The 18,029-nt window shown below is 70.4% G+C and carries 14 protein-coding genes; 10 read left to right on the top strand and 4 right to left on the bottom strand.

Features of this window, described 5'->3' with window-relative positions; genetic code table 11:
- The first annotated feature begins 15 nt into the window (after positions 1 to 15).
- The 4 genes from OKJ99_RS21915 (at position 16) to OKJ99_RS21900 (ending at position 7,721) form a co-directional block, all read left to right on the top strand.
- Complete coding sequence (locus tag OKJ99_RS21915) at positions 16 to 6,555, top strand: colicin D domain-containing protein (RefSeq protein WP_326018857.1); 6,540 nt, start codon at positions 16 to 18, stop codon at positions 6,553 to 6,555.
- Positions 6,555 to 6,839 carry a colicin immunity domain-containing protein gene (locus OKJ99_RS21910; protein WP_326018856.1) on the top strand — a complete coding sequence of 95 codons (285 nt, stop codon included), beginning with the start codon at positions 6,555 to 6,557 and terminating at the stop codon, positions 6,837 to 6,839. The genes OKJ99_RS21915 and OKJ99_RS21910 overlap by 1 nt, the downstream gene beginning before the upstream one ends.
- Positions 6,840 to 6,938: 99 nt before the next feature.
- A complete protein-coding gene (locus tag OKJ99_RS21905) occupies positions 6,939 to 7,418 on the top strand; it encodes a hypothetical protein (RefSeq protein WP_326018854.1) in 480 nt (159 codons plus the stop codon).
- Between the two features lie 102 nt (positions 7,419 to 7,520).
- Positions 7,521 to 7,721: a hypothetical protein gene (locus OKJ99_RS21900; protein WP_407700741.1), complete on the top strand. Its 201-nt coding sequence runs from the start codon at positions 7,521 to 7,523 to the stop codon at positions 7,719 to 7,721.
- Between the two features lie 50 nt (positions 7,722 to 7,771).
- On the opposite strand, the gene OKJ99_RS21895 is transcribed toward OKJ99_RS21900, so the two are convergent.
- Entirely contained in the window at positions 7,772 to 9,199 is a 1,428-nt protein-coding gene (locus OKJ99_RS21895; RefSeq protein ID WP_326018853.1) for a dihydrolipoyl dehydrogenase family protein, read from the bottom strand.
- A 151-nt stretch (positions 9,200 to 9,350) separates the two neighbouring features.
- On the opposite strand from OKJ99_RS21895, the gene trxA reads away from it, so the two are divergent.
- Positions 9,351 to 9,752: a thioredoxin gene (gene trxA, locus OKJ99_RS21890; RefSeq protein WP_326018852.1), complete on the top strand. Its 402-nt coding sequence runs from the start codon at positions 9,351 to 9,353 to the stop codon at positions 9,750 to 9,752.
- A 96-nt stretch (positions 9,753 to 9,848) separates the two neighbouring features.
- On the opposite strand, the gene OKJ99_RS21885 is transcribed toward trxA, so the two are convergent.
- Positions 9,849 to 10,901 (bottom strand): LacI family DNA-binding transcriptional regulator, encoded by a 1,053-nt coding sequence (locus tag OKJ99_RS21885; RefSeq protein ID WP_407700740.1) that lies wholly within the window; start codon positions 10,899 to 10,901, stop codon positions 9,849 to 9,851.
- A gap of 75 nt (positions 10,902 to 10,976) precedes the next feature.
- Positions 10,977 to 12,065, bottom strand: a complete 1,089-nt coding sequence (locus tag OKJ99_RS21880) for a glycosyl hydrolase family 18 protein (protein WP_326018848.1) — start codon at positions 12,063 to 12,065, stop codon at positions 10,977 to 10,979.
- A gap of 71 nt (positions 12,066 to 12,136) precedes the next feature.
- Here OKJ99_RS21880 and OKJ99_RS21875 point away from each other — a divergent pair, with 71 nt between their 5' ends.
- Positions 12,137 to 12,592, top strand: coding sequence for a type II toxin-antitoxin system PemK/MazF family toxin (locus OKJ99_RS21875; RefSeq protein ID WP_326018846.1), 456 nt, complete (start codon positions 12,137 to 12,139; stop codon positions 12,590 to 12,592).
- Here OKJ99_RS21875 and OKJ99_RS21870 read toward each other — a convergent pair.
- The gene (locus tag OKJ99_RS21870) at positions 12,577 to 13,413 is read right to left on the bottom strand and encodes a TIGR02452 family protein (protein WP_326018844.1); all 837 of its coding nucleotides are present in this window, start codon (positions 13,411 to 13,413) and stop codon (positions 12,577 to 12,579) included. The genes OKJ99_RS21875 and OKJ99_RS21870 overlap by 16 nt on opposite strands.
- 259 nt (positions 13,414 to 13,672) lie before the next feature.
- On the opposite strand from OKJ99_RS21870, the gene egtA reads away from it, so the two are divergent.
- From egtA to egtD, 4 genes are read left to right on the top strand one after another with little or no spacing between them, the layout of a single operon-like run.
- Entirely contained in the window at positions 13,673 to 14,971 is a 1,299-nt protein-coding gene (gene egtA / locus OKJ99_RS21865; protein ID WP_326018842.1) for an ergothioneine biosynthesis glutamate--cysteine ligase EgtA, read from the top strand.
- Positions 14,968 to 16,317 (top strand): ergothioneine biosynthesis protein EgtB, encoded by a 1,350-nt coding sequence (gene egtB / locus OKJ99_RS21860; RefSeq protein WP_326018840.1) that lies wholly within the window; start codon positions 14,968 to 14,970, stop codon positions 16,315 to 16,317. The genes egtA and egtB overlap by 4 nt, the downstream gene beginning before the upstream one ends.
- Positions 16,317 to 17,072 (top strand): ergothioneine biosynthesis protein EgtC, encoded by a 756-nt coding sequence (egtC, locus tag OKJ99_RS21855; protein WP_326018838.1) that lies wholly within the window; start codon positions 16,317 to 16,319, stop codon positions 17,070 to 17,072. The genes egtB and egtC overlap by 1 nt, the downstream gene beginning before the upstream one ends.
- Positions 17,069 to 18,028, top strand: coding sequence for an L-histidine N(alpha)-methyltransferase (egtD, locus tag OKJ99_RS21850; RefSeq protein WP_326018836.1), 960 nt, complete (start codon positions 17,069 to 17,071; stop codon positions 18,026 to 18,028). The genes egtC and egtD overlap by 4 nt, the downstream gene beginning before the upstream one ends.
- The last annotated feature ends 1 nt before the right edge of the window (position 18,029 follow it).

The raw sequence follows: 18,029 nt of genomic DNA, 5'->3' as shown, positions 1-18,029 counted from the left end.
AGAAGGAAAACCTCCATGAACCCCTTGGGGAAGTACCGGCTGCCCAGAAGCGGCCGGACCGACGAGACGGGCAGTGGCCGCTGGATGCGGCGGCTCTCGCTCGGCGTGGGCCTGGCCATGCTGCCGGGTCTGCTGTCACCGGCCGCATTCGCGGCGGACCGGCCCGATCCGCTGGGCCGCCCCGACCTGACGGACGCCCGCTCGGCCAAGGTCTCGCCGCTGACGGCGAAGGCCAACGCGAAGGCCGCCCGTACCGTGTCCGACGGAGCGAAGGCCGACGCCGCCGCCGCACGACGCGCCCGCGGCGACCAGAACCGTGCCGTCAACTGGCCGGACAAGGGCACGGCGAAGCTGAGCAAGGACCGCCCGGCGGCCGAGCCCGGCAGGCTCCCCGTCGAGCTCTCCGAGCCGGGAGGCCGCAAGCGGGCGGCGTCCGAGGTCGAGGTCAACGTCCTCGACCAGAAGACCGCCGAACGCCTCGGCATCAAGGGCGTCGCCCTGACGGTCACCGGCCCGAAGAGCGGCGGTGACGCCGAACTCACGCTGGACTACTCGGCGTTCGCCTCCGCCTACGGCGCCGACTGGGCCGGCCGGCTCCAGCTCCAGAAACTGCCCGGCTGCGCCCTCGACGACCCGTCGAAGGCCAAGTGCCGTACGCGCACCCCGCTCAAGTCCACGAACAAGCGGGCCGCGAACGAGCTGACCGCACCGCTGTCCTTCGCGCCCGCGCAGAGCACCGCGACCAACCGGACCATGGTCCTCGCGCTGGCCGCGGGTTCGCAGTCGGGTTCGGGCGATCTGGCGGCCACTCCCCTCGCCGCGTCCTCCACGTGGGAGGCCGGCGGCTCGTCCGGCACGTTCACCTGGTCGTATCCACTGCGCACTCCCCCGGCCGCGGCGGGCCCCCAGCCGGACCTGGAGATCTCCTACGACTCCGGCAGCGTGGACGGCCGCACCGCGACGACCAACAACCAGGGCACGGCGCTCGGCGAGGGCTTCGACATCACCTCGTCGTACATCGAGCGGCAGTACGGCTCGTGCGACGAGGACGGCCACGACGAGAAGTACGACCTGTGCTGGAAGTACGAGAACGCCTCGATCGTCCTGAACGGCCAGTCCACCGAACTGGTCAAGGACGACACCAGCGGCACCTGGCGCCTGAAGAACGACGACGCCTCCAAGGTCGTCCGCCACACGGGCGCCGACAACGGTGACGACAACGGCGAGTACTGGACCGTCACGACCGGCGACGGCACCGTCTACACCTTCGGCCTGAACAAGCTGGACGGCGCGGGCTCCGCGGACCGCACCAAGTCGGTGTGGACGGTGCCGGTGTTCGGCGACGACGAGGGCGAGCCCGGCTACGCGGACGGCACGAGTTTCTCGGGCCGCGACAAGAAGCAGGCCTGGCGCTGGAACCTCGACCTGGTCGAGGACACCCACGGCAACGCGTCGACGTACTGGTACGAGGACGAGGCCAACTACTACGACAAGCTCGGTGACGACACCACCGGCACCGCGTACACGCGCGGCGGTTACCTGAAGGAAATCCGCTACGGCCAGCGCGCCGCCGCCCTGTTCTCCGCGACGCCCGCCGCTTCGAACAAGGTCACCTTCGACTACGCGGAGCGCTGCCTCGCCAGCGGCACCGGCTGTGACGCGCTGACCGAGGACAAGCGGGACAACTGGCCCGACGTGCCGTACGACGCCATCTGCAAGGAGGGCGACAAGTGCACGGGGAACGTGGGCCCTTCGTTCTTCACGCGCAAGCGGATGACCGGCATCACCACCTACGCCTGGGACACGGCCGCTGCCACGCCCGGGTTCGCGGCGGTCGACAACTGGTCGTTCAAGCAGCTGTACCTGGACCCGGGTGACACCGGCGACTCGACCGACCAGTCCCTGTGGCTCGACGAGATCAAGCACACCGGCAAGCGTGGCACCGATCTCGCCATGGACCCGGTGAAGTTCACGCACGTCTTCCTGCCGAACCGGGTCGACGGCGCGTCCGACGACATCCTCTCCTTCGAGAGGCCCCGTCTGAAGACCATCACCTCGGAGGCGGGCGCGCAGACGATCGTCTCCTACATGGCGGCCGACTGCGTGTACGGGCAGACCATGCCGAAGCCGGACGAGAACACGAAGCGCTGCTATCCGGTGAAGTGGTCGCCCAACGGCGAGCAGGAGCCGATCCTCGACTGGTTCCAGAAGTACCCGGTCAGCGCGGTCTCCACGACCGACCCGTTCGGTGGCGCCGAGGCCGTGCAGCACAGCTACCAGTACGCGGGTGGCGGTGCCTGGCACTACAACGACGACCCGCTGACCCCGGCCAAGGAGCGCACCTGGTCGATCTGGCGCGGCTTCGAGAAGGTCACGCATCTCACGGGCGCGAGCGACACCACGCAGACCAAGGCCGTGACGATCTACCTGCGGGGCATGAACGGCGACCGCGTCCTGGGGTCCGACGGCAAGACGCCCGACCCGGACAAGCGCAAAACTGCGAAGGTGTCCGGCATCAAGGCCGGTGAGGTAACCGACTCCGACCAGTACGCCGGTTTCCTGCGCGAGACCGTCACGTACAACGGTGCGACGGAGGTCTCCGGTTCGGTCGCCGACCCGTGGTCGAAGCGGACGGCGACGCAGCACAAGTCGTACGCGGACATCGAGGCGTACTACGTGCGCACCGGCGCCACGCACGAACGCACCAACGTCACCTCCAGCGGCACGGCCAAGGACCGGATCCGTACCGCCGTCACCACGCACGACGACTTCGGTATGCCGGAGACGGTCGAGGACCGCGGCGACGACGCGGTCAGCGGGGACGAGACCTGCACCCGCACGTGGTACGCGCGCAACGCGGACGAGGGCATCAACTCTCTTGTCTCACGCACCCGCAAAGTCGCGAAGCTCTGCTCGGTGGCCGACACCTCGCTCGACCTGCCGGGGGACGCCTCCCGGCGCGGGGATGTCGTCGAGGACACCGCGATCGTCTACGACAACGACACCGCGACGGGCTGGTCCGCCACCCAGAAGCCCACGAAGGGCGATCCGTCCTGGACAGGTCGCGCGAAGTCCTACTCCGGTGGCACTCCGGCCTGGCAGAAGGTCAGCAGCACCACCTTCGACTCGCTGGGGCGCGGACTGGTCGTCAAGGACACCAACAACCTGGTGACCACGACCACCGCCTACACCCCGTCCGCGGCCGGCCCGCTGATCGCGACGGCGGTCGAGGACACCAAGAAGTACAAGACCTCGACCACCGTGGACATCGGCACCGGCTCCGCCATCAAGGTCACCGACCCCAACGGCAAGATCACCGAGTCGGAGTTCGACAGTCTCGGCCGACTCACCAAGGTCTGGCTGCCGAACCGCTCCAAGGCGCTCGGCAAGACGCCGAACCACACCTACGCGTACAAGGTCACCAACTCGGCCATGCCGTGGGTGTCGACCAGCACGCTCAAGGGTGACGGCTCGGGCTACAACACCTCGTACGAGATCTTCGACTCGCTCCTTCGCACCCGCCAGACGCAGTCCCCGACCCCGGTCGGCGGACGGCTGATCGGCCAGACCCTGTACGACTCCCGCGGCCTCGCGGTGACCAAGCAGGCGGACATCTGGGACGAGAGCGCGGCGCCGTCCGGCACCGCGGTGCAGGTCGACGGCGGGCAGGCGCCCAAGCAGACCGACACCACGTACGACGGTGCGGGACGTGCGGTCAAGGAGGCCACCAAGACGTACGGCGCCACCCGCTGGACCACGGAGAGCACGTACACCGGTGACACGGTGACCGCGAGCGCTCCGTCCGGCGGCCAGGCCACCGCGCAGGTCACCAACGCGCTGGGGCAGACCGTGGAACGGCGCGAGTACGGCAGCCCGAAGCCCGAGGGTTCGTACACCTCCACGCACCTGACCTACACGCCCGCGGGTGAGCAGAAGACCATCACGGGCCCGGACCAAGCCAAGTGGTCTTATGAGTACGACCTGTTCGGCCGGGTGACCAAGTCGACCGACCCGGACACCGGCGCCACCACATCCGGGTACGACACCCTCGACCGAGAGATCAAGTCAACGGACTCGGAGGGCAGAATCCTGCTCACCGACTACGACGACCTCGGACGCCGCACCGGTATCTGGCAGACCAGCAAGACCGATGCCAACAAGCTGGCCGCGTGGACTTTCGACACCCTGGCCAAGGGACAGCAGGACACGGCGACCCGTTACGACGGCGGTCTCGGCGGCAAGGCGTACACGGCGAAGGTCACCAAGTACTCGGCGCAGTACGAGGTGGAGAGCAGCCAGATGCTGCTGCCGGCCGAGGACGACCTGGTGAAGGCGGGCGTCCCGCAGACGCTCTCCTTCACGACCGGTTACCGCCTGGACGGCACCGTCTCGCAGTCCTCGCAGCCCGCTGTCGGCGGTCTGCCGTCCGAGACGGTCTCGTACACGTACAACGCGACCGGCCAGCAGCTCACGTCCAAGGGCGCGAGCGGCTATCTCCAGGGGGCGGCGTTCTCGCCGCAGGGTGATCTGCGGCAGCTCACCCTCGGCATGGACGGGACGAGTTCCGCGAAGAAGGCGTACCTCAACTACGACTACGAGGCCGGGACCCGGCGCTTGACCCGCTCGTACGTCACCGACGACGTGCACGGCTACATGCCGCAGGAGCTGAAGTTCGCCCAGGACGACGCGGGCAACGTCACGTCGATCTTCGACGGCACCACACAGGGCGGCACCACGAAGCCCGACTACCAGTGCTTCTCCTACGACGGTCACAGCCGTCTGACCGAGGCCTGGACACCGAAGACCGCGGACTGCGCGACCACGGGCCGCACCCAGTCGAACATCGACGGAGCCGCGCCGTACTGGACCTCGTACACCTACAACGAGGCGGGCCAGCGCAAGACGGAGACCGAGCACAAGTCCGCCGGCACCGTCGCGACCGACTACACGTACGGCAATACGCCGACGAACCAGCCCCACCCGCTGACGAAGACGACCACCGGGAGCGCGAGCAACGACTACGCGTACGACAAGACCGGCAACACCACCGAGCGCCCCGGCCCTTCGGGACAGCAGACCCTCGACTGGAACACAGAGGGCAAGCTGGCCAAGACCACCGAAGGCACGGACGAGACGGCCTATCTCTACGACGCCGACGGCCAGTTGCTCATCCGGCGCGCCAAGGGCGACGGCGAGACCGTCCTCTACCTCGGCGCCACGGAGGTCCGCCTGACGACCAAGGGCACCACCAAGACCCTGTCCGGCACCCGCTACTACGCGGCGAACGGTCAGAACATCGCCTGCCGCACGGCGACCGCCGGCACATCCGGCAGCAAGCTGAGCTTCCTCGCCTCGGACCACCACGGCACGTCCTCACTCGCCCTGGACGCCACGACGTACGCCGTCGTCAAGCGCTACACCTCGCCGTTCGGCGAGAGCCGGGGCGCGGCGGTTTCGGCTTGGCCCGACGACAAGGGCTTCCTCGGCAAGCCCGCCGACAAGTCGACCGGTCTCACGCACATCGGGGCGCGTGAATACGACCCGGGGATCGGCCAGTTCGTCAGCGTCGACCCGGTGCTCTCCCTGGACCAGCACCAGTCGCTCAACGGCTACGCCTACGCCGACAGCAGCCCGATCACCTTCAGTGACCCCACCGGCCTGAAGAAGGGCGGCGGCCTCGGCAGCCTGCTCCAGCTCGTCGGAGCGGTCCTCGGCGGCGCGGTCGGCGCGGTCATCGCCACCGTGGGGACGGTTCTCAACACCATCGGTTACGGAGGCGGCGGCTACGGCGGTGGCGGAGGCGGCCGGTCCGGCACGGCGACCACCGCAAGCACCGGTTCCACCACCACCTGCTATTACGCGATGGGCATGAACCACTGCACTAGCAGCGGTGGCGCCCCGGCAATGACCGACTCCGACACCAACACGGGCAACAGCTGCAACGGAACCGGGTCCGGATACCCGGTCTGCCCGGGGATGATGGGCGAGCAAGGCAACCCGGAGATGGTCAAGGAGCTCCTGCTCGTCGGCTGTGGCTGGATCCCCATCGTTGGCGCGGCCTGCGACGGCTACGACCTCAAGCGCTCCGCCGACGAGGGCGACAAGCTCGGAACCGGCCTGGGCATCATGGGCTTCATCCCGCTCATCGGCGATGCTATGAAGCTGCCGGATCAGCTCAAGGATCTGGAGCGGCTCGCGGATGCGGGTGAGGCGGCGAAGAAGTCCAAGAATCCGGCCAAGGCCGCACGCAGCATCGGCACGACGTTCGACGACAAGCTCCTCAAGAAGAAGTTCAAGCACGCCAAGGACTTTGGTGTCGACGGTGGCGGCTATTCGTTCAAGCGAGGCAAGGAGTGGGAGACGGCGATGCGCAGCCATATCGATCGCACGGGCACCCTCAAGATCACCGGAACGTACCGGGGCGATCCCGTGTACCACTACTATGACGCGACCAAGCGGCTGAACGTGATGACGGATCGCAGCGGAAGCTTCCTCAGCGGATGGAAACTAGGCGCGAAGCAGGCAAAGAACGTCGTCGAGCGAGGGAGCCTGTGATGGAGAAGAACACGATGCCGAGCCCTCCGCTCGCGCCTTATATGACCATGGCGGAGCAGTTCGTAACCGGGCACATCGACGCACTCGAATTCGAAGCGAGATTCTGGCAGGAATTCCAAGGGTCGCGAGACATCTCCGACGCGGACTTCGCCCTCGTCAATGAGCTGTTCTACGTCGTCGAGGATTTCGTGTCGGATGTCACCGCGCGGGATCCCGGCGATGTGACGGAACGCGAACTGCTGGCTGCAGCGAGGACCTTCCTCGACGCCTGCCGCGTCCGCTGACCGTCGCGGCCCGGCCCCGCACCTCTGGCCGGGCCGCCCTCGGTGGGCGCTCGGCCGGAGGCGCGGGGCCGGTTCCCGCAATCACATGGGAGAAATTCCTTGAGAATCGATTACACGCCCGACAGCCGCAGAGACATCGATCCGGGCTGGGCACAGGCCTGGCAGGCTGGCCGGGTCGACCTGGCGGCACTCACCGCGACGGATCTACGCTACGGATTCTTTGAATACCCGGTCACTCTCACGATAGAAGACCACGCTTTCCTTTCGACCAGCCACGTTCCATTGATCGACATCATGTTCAGCCTGGGGAATTCACTGCAGAACCTGCATAAACATGGGTCAGCGCAGATCGATTTCACAGAGAACACCTACGTCATCAGCCTGGAACTGGCGGGCAATCAGGTACAGTTCACCTCCACACGCGGCGTACTGGCACCAGCCCCGAGCTGCTCGCTCGACGCATACACGTCCGAGGTTCGGTCCTTCATCTCCAACGGCCTGGAGTACCTCGAAGCTCAATACCCGACACTGGCGCAGAATCCGGCCATGAGTGAACTGCGGGCGCTGGCAGGGCTGTAACTTTTGAGATGAAAAGCAGTGGCCCCACCCCCGAGAGGTCGAGCCGCAGCCAAGGAAGGGGAATGACCTTCGCCACTCTTCCCCTTCGGACAAATCGACGCATTGCCGTTCGAGTCGGGGTTCTGGGAGGAGTTCCGCAGCCTGCAGAGAATCTCGGACGAGGATTTCGCCGTACTCAACGAACTGTTCTACGTCGTCGAGGACTTCGTGGTGGATGTCGATGCGCGGGAGCCCGGCGATGTCACGGAACCGGAGCTGCCGGCCGCGGCCAGGACGTTCCTCGACGTCTGTCGTACCGGCTGACCTTCCGGCGGCCCCGCCCGCACCTCCGGGCGGGGCCGCCGGAAGGTTGTCTAGCCGCGGTACGTCTCCAACAACCGCAACCACACCTCACTGATCGTCGGATACGCCGGCACCGCATGCCACAGCCGGTCGATCGGGACCTCGCCCGCGATGGCGATCGTCGCCGAGTGGATGAGTTCGCCGACGCCGGGGCCGACGAACGTGACGCCCAGGAGGATCTCCCGGTCGAGGTCGACGATCATGCGGGCGCGGCCCGTGTAGCCGTCGGCGTAGAGGCCGGAGCCCGCCACGTTCGCCATGTCGTAGTCGACCGCGCGGACGCGGTGGCCCGCTGCCTCCGCCTCGGCGAGGGTGAGGCCCGCGCTTGCGGCCTCGGGGTCGGTGAAGACGACCTGCGGGACCGCGTCGTGGTCCGCCGTCGCGGCGTGGGCGCCCCAGCGGTCGGTCTCCAGGAGCGGGACGCCCTGCGCGCGGGCGGTGATCGCGGCGCCCGCGATGCGCGACTGGTACTTGCCTTGGTGGGTGAGAAGCGCGCGGTGGTTGGCGTCGCCGACCGCGTAGAGCCAGGTGCTGTTCGTGACGCGGAGGGAGTCGTCGACGTCCAGCCAGGAGCCCGGTTCCAGGCCGACCGTCTCCAGGCCGATGTCGTCCGTGCGCGGCGCGCGGCCCGTCGCGAAGAGGATCTCGTCGGCTTCGAGGGTGGTGCCGTCGTCGAGGGTTGCCGCCACCGTGCCGGAGGCAGAGCGTTCCACCGATTTCACCGAGACGCCCGTGCGGAGTTCCGCGCCCGCCTCGCGCAGCGCGTCCGCCACCAGCTCCCCGGCGAACGGTTCCATGCGCTCCAGCAGGCCACCCCCGCGTACGAGCACCGTGACCTGCGAGCCGAGCGCCTGCCAGGCCGTGGCCATCTCGGTGGCGACCACGCCGCCGCCGACCACGATGAGGCGGCCCGGCACCCGGTCCGCGCTCGTGGCCTCCCGGCTGGTCCATGGTTCGACCGAGTCCAGGCCAGGCAGGGGTGGGAGCGACGCGCGGGTTCCCGTGCACACGGCGACCGCGTGGCGCGCCGTGAGCCGGGTCACCGTGCCGTCCTCGGCGGTGACCGTGACGCTGCGCGGTCCGTCGAGGCGGCCGTGGCCGCGGTACAGGTCGATGCCGATGGACTCCAGCCAGCCGACCTGGCCGTCGTCCTTCCAGTGCGAGGTGTAGTCGTCGCGGTGCGCGAGGACCGCCGGGGCGTCGAGCGGGCCCTGGACCGCCTGGCGCAGGCCGGGCACCCGGCGGGCGTCGGCGCGGGCGATCACCGGGCGGAGCAGCGCCTTGCTGGGCATGCACGCCCAGTACGAGCACTCTCCCCCGACGAGTTCGCTCTCCACGATGGCGGCGCTCAGTCCGCCGGCCCGCGCGCGGTCGGCGACGTTCTCGCCGACGGGTCCGGCTCCGAGCACTACGACGTCGTACGCGATGGCTTCCGTCATGCGGCCCAGTCTCTCAGTGTGGTCGGATGTGTGCGTGCCGAGCACATGGGTACGAGCGCGGAATACGTCCGACATGCGGACGGTTGTGCACAGCGGCTTTGCCCCCGACGGCTTCGCCCCGAACCCCGGAAGCAGGAAGAGGGAAAACACCATGAGCAGCACCACCACGGAGCTGACCAAGGAGAACTTCGATCAGACGGTTACGGAGAACGAGTTCGTACTGATCGACTTCTGGGCTGACTGGTGCGGGCCTTGCAAGCAGTTCGCCCCGGTCTATGAGCAGGCCGCGGAGGCCAATCCGGACCTGGTGTTCGGCAAGGTCGACACCGAGGCGCAGCCGGAGCTTGCCGCCGCTTTTGGGATCCAGTCGATCCCGACGCTGATGATCGTGCGGGACCAGGTCGCCGTGTTCGCGCAGCCGGGTGCGCTGCCGAAGGAGGCCCTCGAGGACGTCATCGGCCAGGCCCGCAAGCTGGACATGGACGAGGTCCGCGCGTCGGTCGCCGAGCAGCAGGCGAAGGCCGAGCAGGAGGGGCAGGGACAGGAGGGCTGAGCCAAGCCCCTCTTCCCCGTCACTCGACTGTCCCCGAGGCGGTCGCCCGTTCGGGCGGCCGCCTCGCGGCATGTCCGCCCCCAGCGATCACGAGGGTCAGGCCGACTCGCGGGCCACCAGCGTCACCGCGAGCGCCTCGCGCGGTTCCGGCTCCGCGTCCTGGTCCGGCTCCCTGACCAGGCGGTCCACCAGTTCGGCGAGCTCCTGGCCCGACGGCAGATCGAGCCGCACCGTGCTCAGCCGGGGCCGCAGCAGCCGGCCCAGCATCAGATCGTCCGCGCCCATCACGGCGACGTCGCCGGGGATGTCGACGCCCGCGTCCTGCAGCGCGCGCATCAGCAGCATGGCGTACTCGTCGTTGTACGCGAACACGGCGCCGAGCCCCAACTCGCTTACCTGTGCGGCAACTTGGGCCGCGTCCTGCTCGTCGTACGCGAGCCGCAACGGCACCGTCTCCGCGCCCTCCTCGCGCACACCCTCCAGGCGTGGCACGGCGAAGGTGTCGAGGCCCGGCTCCTTCGGCATGACGACGCCGATCCGCCGGTGGCCGCGGGACAGGAGGTGCGCGGCGGCGACGCGGCCGACGTGCCGGTGGTCCGTGAGCAGGGCGTGCGCGCCCTCGACCGGCTCCGGGCCGAGCGTGATGACGGCGCGGGCGCCTGAGCGGCGGAGCACGGCGATGCCGTCGGCGCCCATGCCGACCGGGCCGAGCACGGCGACGGGACGCAGCTCGGCCCAGGCGCGCGCTGCGGCGTCGCCGCTCAGGCCCACCCTGCCGTACTGCACGACGGTGTAGTCGAGGCGGCTCAGCGCCCACTGCAACTCGTTGAGGAAGGTGCTGTACAGCGGCCCGATCGGCACGTCGGGGGTCGGCACGAGGACGATTCGGGTGTGCCCTGCGCGCAGGCTGCGGGCGGCGGCGTGCGGGACGTAGCCGAGTTCCTTGGCCGCCTCGTGGACGCGCCGCCGGGTCGGCTCGCTGATGCGGACCGCGCTCGTGTTGTTCAGGACGTAGCTGACGGTGGCGCGCGAGACCCCGGCGAGGCGTGCGACGTCGGCGCTCGTGGGCACGGCGCCGGGAACGGACTTGTGGGGCGCGGCCGGCTGGGCGGAGTGCTGCTTCGGTATCTGCACCATGACGTACGGCATCCTTGCAGACGCCGCCCAGCGCCTGTGCCTGCCCCTGCTCCCAGCGCCTGTGCCTGCCCCTGCCCAGCCCCGTGCCTAGCCCCTCGCCAGGGTCTTCCACAGCTTCGGGTCCTCGAAGTTCAGCGCCCACAGGACCGTGTTCCGTACGCCGTATTTGCGCAGGACGGGGAGGTGCGCGGCGGTGCCCGCGGCGTCCTGGTACCAGACGGTGCGGCGGGTCGCCTTCTTGCCCTTGCCCTCCTTGTACGTGAAGTGGGGGGTGCGGGATTGCGGGTCGAGGGCGTAGCGGGCGCCGACCTTGCGGCGCAGCACCTCGGCGGACTTCGACGTGACGTGCCGGGCGCGCTTCTTGCCGCTGCCGCGGGCGCCGCCCACCTTCCAGTTCCAGCCGTACGCGGGCAGGCCCATCTCCAGCTTGGCGCGCGGGACTTGCCTGGTGGCGCGCGACAGGATCTCCTCGTACCACTGGGGCGAGGCCAGCGGTCCCGGCTTGCCCTCCGCGGAGTGCAGGTTGTATCCCATGATCCGCACGCGGTCGGCGGCGGCGCCCAGCTTCTCGTAGTCCCAGATGCGGCCCGTCGAGCGGGTCTTGGGCATCACGGTCAGGAAGCACCGCTTGCCGGACGCGTGCAGGCGCGCGCAGAGTTGGGTGGCGAAGGCGGTGTAACCGGCGCGCACCGCGCGGTACTTGTCGTCGGACGCGGTGGCGATCGACTCGTAGTCGATGTCGAGCCCGTCGTAGGCGCGGCTGCGGGCGACGGCGAGCAGCGCGTCGACGTGTCGGGCGCGGGACTTCTTGCTGTTCAGGACCTTGGCCAGGGCTCCCGGCTTCATCGTTTCCATGACGGTGGGGACGACCTGGATGCCGCGGGCGTGCAGGCCGTTGATGATGCGGCGTTCGCCCGCTCCGGTGTGGCCGGTGACCCGGGCCGCGGATTTCGTCTCGTACCAGAAGGGGCTGATGGTGCGGATCTGGGCGGCGTGGTCGAGGGCGTTCCGGTAGGCGGCCTCCTGGTCCCAGTACGGGAGCCACGCGGAGACGGTGCGCGGGGGCGCGGCTTCGGAGGCCGTGGCTTCGGAGGCCGCGGGTCCCGTGGGCGCCGCGGCGGTGAGGGCGAGGGTTCCCGCGAGGACGCAGAGGACGGTGCTGTGGCGTCGATTCATGGGGCGAGCCTGCGGCCCATCCGGCGTACCCGCCGCAGGGATTGGGCCGGTCGGCGTCTAACGTGACCCGCGTGACTGCCTACACGGATGACCACGCATACGAACACCCCGGCCGCGGCGGCGCGACGGCCACGGTGGAGGCCGAGCCGACCCGGGTCGGGAAGGTACGCACCGAGTACGCGCCCGCGCACGACGGCGACCCGGATCCCGGCGAGATCGTGTGGACCTGGGTGCCGTACGAGGAGAACGACGGGCGCGGCAAGGACCGCCCGGTGCTCGTGGTCGCCCGAGAGCCCGGCGGCACCCTGCTGGCGGTGCAGCTGTCCAGCAAGCGGCACGACCGCGACCGCGAGTGGGTGGCGCTCGGCTCGGGGCCCTGGGACAAGGACGGCCGGGACTCGTGGGTGGACCTGGACCGCGTACTGCGCGTGCACGACGAGGGGATGCGGCGCGAGGCCTGCGCCCTGGACCGCGGCCGCTTCAACACGGTGGTGCTGCGGCTGCGGGAGCGCTACGGCTGGCGCTGATCCGTCGGTATGAGGGCGCGCTCGAACGCGGAGCGGGTGGGCGCGTCCTTCGCCCGGTCGAGGACGGCGAACACGACCTGCTCGAAGCGGCCCGCGAAGCGCCCTTCGAGCAGGGCGCGGAAGGCCTCGGCCACCTGCCCCGGATCGTTCTGGAACACCCCGCAGCCCCAGGCCCCGAGGACGAGCCGCCGATACCCCGCGGCCGCCGCGACCTCCAGCACCCGCTCGGCGCGCGCGGCCAGGGCCGCGGGTATCTCGTGCACCCGCTCCGGGGTGCGCTGCGCGATCACTCCCGCGTTCGGCGCGGGTGACGTCAGGAAGCCGGCCTCGAACGGCGTGTCGAGCAGCCGGCCCTGGTCGTCGCGGAACACCGGGACGCCCGGCGCGTGGATGACCCGGTCGCTGTAGAAGGCGTCGCGGTGCTCGCGGTGGTGGGCGTAGAACTCGGGCACCTCGGTCAGGCACGAGTACAGCGCGGAGCAGCGGCAGAGGGCCTCTTCCTGGGCCTGCGCCCCGTTCAGGTAGCCGCCGCCCGGGTTGCGCGCCGAGGCGAAGTTCAGGACGGCCACGGGCTGCGGCCGCTCCCCCGTCATGCGGCGCGCCGCCTCCAGGCTGCTCTCGCCCGTGACCTCGACGTTCGTCCGGTGCACCGGCGATATCGGCGGCACGGGCACCGGGTCGGGCCCGTACATCCTGGTGCCCGCCCGCGCCCGTGCCACCGCGGCGCCGATCGTCACCACGCGGCCCCCGTCGCCCGCGTACTCCCCCGATTCGACGATCTTCTCCGTGCTCCGCGCGAGCTCGCGCAGTCGTGCGCTCACGCCGCCTCCCCCGTGCTCTCCCCCGTCGTGTTCATGAATCCATCGTGTACGCACAGTGACCGCGCGGGCAACAGGTTTTCGCCGCGTCCGAAGAAGTCCAAGGGATGTCCAGAGGCACTCTTGTGCGAGGCGCCCGAACCGTCTTGGGTGGAGGGTCTGCGTCGCCCGGAAGGGGCTGTTTGTCGGCAACGCGGCCGAATCGACGGCATGGCTCCCACCAGGGACCATGGAGAACGTGCGAACCAGGAGGAATCCCCCCATGAGCGAGGGAGACTGTACGGCGCTCGGTGAGCTGATCACCGAGGCCGAGGCGGAGGCCCTGGTACGGGGCATCTGCTTCAAGACCGGACCACCGCGCAAGGTCGGGGTCGAGCTGGAATGGATCGTGCACGAGCCACGCCCCTTGCTGAAGCCGTGGCTCCCCTTACCACCCGAACGACTCGACGCGGCATACGTCGCACTGCGCGCCCTGCCGCTGCGCTCGGCGCTCACCGTGGAACCCGGCGGGCAGCTGGAACTCAGTTCGCTCCCCGCCACCTCCCTCACCGAATGCGTCTCGGCCATGCGGGCCGATCTGACCGCCGTGCGCACCGCGCTCCGCGGCCACGGACTCGTCCTCTCCGGCCACGGCACCGACCCGTGGCTCCCGCCCCGACGCGTTCTCCATCAGCCCCGTTACGACGCCCTGGAGGCCTCACTCGACCGGGCCGGGCCCGCCGGGCGCTCCATGATGTGCTCGTCCGCGTCCGTGCAGGTGTGTCTGGACGCGGGACACGAGGAGCCGGGCCCGCAGGGACTCGGCCGGCGCTGGCGGCTCGCGCATCTGCTGGGCGCGGTCCTGGTGGCCGCGTTCGCCAACTCGCCGATGCTGTCCGGCCGTCCGACCGGGTGGCGCTCCACGCGGCAGCTGCTGTGGGAGCGGATCGACGTGGGCCGTTCCGGCGGCGTGCCCCTCGACTCCGAGCCGCGCGAGGCGTGGACACGGCACGTGCTCGACGCGCCCGTGATGTGCGTGCGCACCGACGACGGGCCGTGGCAGGTGCCGGACGGGCTGACCTTCCGCGAGTGGGCGCGCACGGGCGCGCCGCGGCCGCCGACCCGCTCCGATCTCGACTACCACCTGACCACCCTCTTCCCGCCCGTGCGCCCGCGCGGGCACCTCGAATTCCGCATGATCGACGCGCAGCCGGGCGACGACGGGTGGCTGGTGCCGCTCGCCGTGACCACCGCCCTGTTCGACGATCCGCAGGCCGCCGAGACCGCGTACCGCGCGGTCAAGCCGCTCGCCGAGCGGGCGGGTCCGCTGCCCGCTCCGCACAACCCGCTGTGGCGCGACGCGGCCCGGCTCGGCCTCGCCGATCCCGAGCTGCGCGAGGCCGCCACGGCCTGCTTCACGACGGCGCTGGAGGCGCTGCCGAGGCTCGGCGCGGACCCGGACGTGCGGCAGGCGGTCGCGGACTTCACGCACCGCTATGTCGTCCGCGGCCGCTGCCCGGCCGACGACGTGCTCGATCTGCTCACGCGACAACCCGCTCAGGGGAGGACCGTCCGATCATGACCGCCGAGGAGAACGTCACCACGGATCCGGAGGCACTCCGCGCCCGCGCCGCGGACGCCCTGGAGACGGCCCGGCGCCGCACGACGCTGCTGACGAACTGTGTCGACGAGGGCGAACTCGCCGCCCAGCACTCGCCGTTGATGTCTCCGCTCGTCTGGGATCTCGCGCACATCGGGAACCAGGAGGAGCAGTGGCTGCTGCGCGCGGTCGCGGGCCAGGAGGCGATCCGCCCCGAGATCGACCCGCTGTACGACGCCTTCGAGCACCCGCGCTCGGAGCGCCCGAACCTGCCGCTGCTCGCGCCGGAGGAGGCGCGCGGCTACGCGGCGGACGTCCGCGGCCGGGCCTTCGACGTACTGGAGAAGGCCTCGTTCGAGGCGGCGGGGACCTCGCGCCTGAGCCGCTCGGGGTTCGCCTTCGGGATGATCGCCCAGCACGAGCAGCAGCACGACGAGACGATGCTCATCACCCATCAGCTGAGGAAGGGCGGCGCGGCGCTCACGGCGCCCGATCCCGAGCCCCTGGCGCGGCCCTACGACGGCCCCGCCGAGGCCCTCGTGCCCGGCGGCCCGTTCACGATGGGCACGACGGCCGAGCCGTGGGCCCTGGACAACGAGCGTCCCGCGCACACCCGTCTGGTGCCGCCGTTCCACATCGATACGACGCCGGTGACGAACTCCGCGTACATGGAGTTCGTCGAGGAGGGCGGCTACCGGGAGCAGCGCTGGTGGGCGCCGGCCGGCTGGGCGATGGTGCGCGAGCACGACCTGGAGGCGCCGCTGTTCTGGCGCCGCGAGGGCGGGCAGTGGCTGCGCAGGCGGTTCGGGGTGAGCGAGCCCGTGCCGCCGGACGAGCCGGTGCTGCACGTCAGCTGGTACGAGGCCAACGCCTACGCCCGGTGGGCGGGGCGCCGCCTGCCGAGCGAGGAGGAGTGGGAGAAGGCGGCCCGTCACGACCCGGCCACCGGGCGTTCGATGCGCTACCCCTGGGGCGACGCGGACCCGACGCCGGACCGCGCGAACCTGGGCCAGCGCCATCTGCGGCCCGCCCCGGCCGGCAGCTACGAACTCGGCGAATCCCCCACCGGCGTACGGCAGTTGATGGGCGACGTATGGGAGTGGACGTCGAGCGACTTCCTGCCCTATCCGGGGTTCGTGGCGTACCCGTACCCCGAGTATTCGGAGGTGTTCTTCGGGGGCGACTTCAAGGTGCTGCGCGGCGGTTCGTTCGCCGTGGACGCGGTGGCCTGCCGGGGCACGTTCCGCAACTGGGACCATCCCGTCCGGCGGCAGATCTTCTCCGGGTTCCGCACCGCCCGCGACGCCGAGCCCCGGGAGCGTGCCTGATGTGCCGTCACCTGGCCTATCTGGGGCCGCCCGTGCCGCTCGGCGAGGTCGTCGACGGTCCGCCGCACAGCCTGTTCAGCCAGTCGTGGGCGCCGCGCAGGCAGCGCCACGGCACGGTCAACGCCGATGGTTTCGGGGTGGGTTGGTACGCGGACGGCGACCCGGTGCCGGCCCGCTACCGCCGCGCCGGGCCCATCTGGGGCGACGCGGCCTACCAGGATCTGGCCCGCGTGGTCCGCTCCGGGGCTCTGCTCGCGGCGGTCCGTGACGCGACGCTCGCCGGGGCGGACGGGGAGGCGGCAGCGGCCCCGTACGCGACCGGGCCCTGGCTGTTCAGCCACAACGGGGCGGTGCCGGGCTGGCCGCAGTCCCTGACCTCCCTGACACCCACCCTGCCGCCGACCGACCTGCTCTCCATGGAGGCCCGCTGCGACGCGGCGTTCCTGTGGGCGCTCGTGCTGCACCGGCTGCGGGCCGGCGACGAGGAGGGGCAGGCGCTCGCCGACACCACCCTGGAGGTCGCCGAGGCCGCGCCCACCGCCCGCCTCAACTTCCTGCTCACCAACGGCGAGACGATCACCGCCACGGCCTGGGGCGACACCCTGTGGTACCGCAGGGAGCCGGGCCGTTCCGTCGTCGTCGCCTCCGAGCCCTACGACGACGATCCGCACTGGATCGAGGTCCCCGACCGCACGCTGCTCGCGGCGAGCCGCACCGACGTCCTGTTGACCCCGCTCAAGGAGCCCTCCGCGTGAGCCCGTTCCGCATGACCCGCACCCTGCCCGAGGACGCGACCGACGCGGCCCTTCGCGCCGACGTCCAGCACGGCCTGACCACCTCCCCGAAGACGCTCCCGCCCAAGTGGTTCTACGACGCGCGCGGCAGCGAACTCTTCGACGAGATCACCCAGTTGCCCGAGTACTACCCGACCCGGGCCGAGCGCGAGATCCTCATCGCGCGCGCCCACGAGATCGCGGCCGCGACCGGTGCGCGCACGCTCGTCGAGCTGGGCTCCGGCTCGTCCGACAAGACGCGCCACCTCCTGGACGCGCTCACCGACCTCACGACGTACGTGCCCGTGGACGTGAGCGAGAGCGCGCTGCGCGGCGCGGCGGACACGCTCCTCGCCGAGCGGCCCGGGCTCGACATCCACGCCATGGTCGCCGATTTCACGGCCGCGTTCGACCTGCCCCGGACGCCGGGGCCGCGCCTGGTGGCCTTCCTCGGCGGCACGGTCGGCAATCTGCTGCCGGAAGAGCGGGCCGCGTTCCTGACGGCGGTGCGGGGCCTGTTGGCGCCCGGCGACTTCTTCCTCCTCGGCACCGATCTGGTGAAGGACGAGGCGACGCTGGTCGCGGCGTACGACGACGCGGCGGGCGTCACGGCCGCGTTCAACAAGAACGTGCTGACCGTGATGGACCGCGAGCTCGGCGCCGACTTCCGTCCCGACGCGTTCGAGCACGTCGCCGTGTGGAACGCCGAGTGCGAGTGGATCGAGATGCGGCTGCGCTCCACCACGGCACAGACCGTGAAGATCCCGGCGCTCGGCCTCGCGGTCGACTTCGCGGCGGGTGAGGAGGTGCGCACGGAGGTGTCGGCGAAGTTCCGCCAGGAGGGCGTGAAGGCGGAACTGCACGACGTAGGGCTTGAGTTGGTGCACTGGTGGACGGACGCGGAGGGAAGGTTCGCGCTGTCACTGAGCAGGGCGTAGG

This window comes from Streptomyces endophyticus (assembly GCF_035798155.1).
GTDB lineage: Bacteria > Actinomycetota > Actinomycetes > Streptomycetales > Streptomycetaceae > Streptomyces > Streptomyces endophyticus.
The sequence above is the reverse complement of the archived record's forward strand: the minus strand, read 5'-3'. Positions and strand labels throughout refer to the sequence as shown.

Bases quoted from the DNA above. Each gene is read 5' to 3' on its own strand.
- OKJ99_RS21915 (WP_326018857.1), top strand. From the start codon at position 16: ATGAACCCCTTGGGGAAGTACCGGCTGCCCAGAAGCGGCCGGACCGAC.
- OKJ99_RS21910 (WP_326018856.1), top strand. From the start codon at position 6,555: ATGGAGAAGAACACGATGCCGAGCCCTCCGCTCGCGCCTTATATGACC.
- OKJ99_RS21895 (WP_326018853.1), bottom strand. From the start codon at position 9,199: ATGACGGAAGCCATCGCGTACGACGTCGTAGTGCTCGGAGCCGGACCC.
- trxA (WP_326018852.1), top strand. From the start codon at position 9,351: ATGAGCAGCACCACCACGGAGCTGACCAAGGAGAACTTCGATCAGACG.
- OKJ99_RS21885 (WP_407700740.1), bottom strand. From the start codon at position 10,901: ATGCCGTACGTCATGGTGCAGATACCGAAGCAGCACTCCGCCCAGCCG.
- OKJ99_RS21880 (WP_326018848.1), bottom strand. From the start codon at position 12,065: ATGAATCGACGCCACAGCACCGTCCTCTGCGTCCTCGCGGGAACCCTC.
- egtA (WP_326018842.1), top strand. From the start codon at position 13,673: ATGAGCGAGGGAGACTGTACGGCGCTCGGTGAGCTGATCACCGAGGCC.
- egtB (WP_326018840.1), top strand. From the start codon at position 14,968: ATGACCGCCGAGGAGAACGTCACCACGGATCCGGAGGCACTCCGCGCC.
- egtC (WP_326018838.1), top strand. From the start codon at position 16,317: ATGTGCCGTCACCTGGCCTATCTGGGGCCGCCCGTGCCGCTCGGCGAG.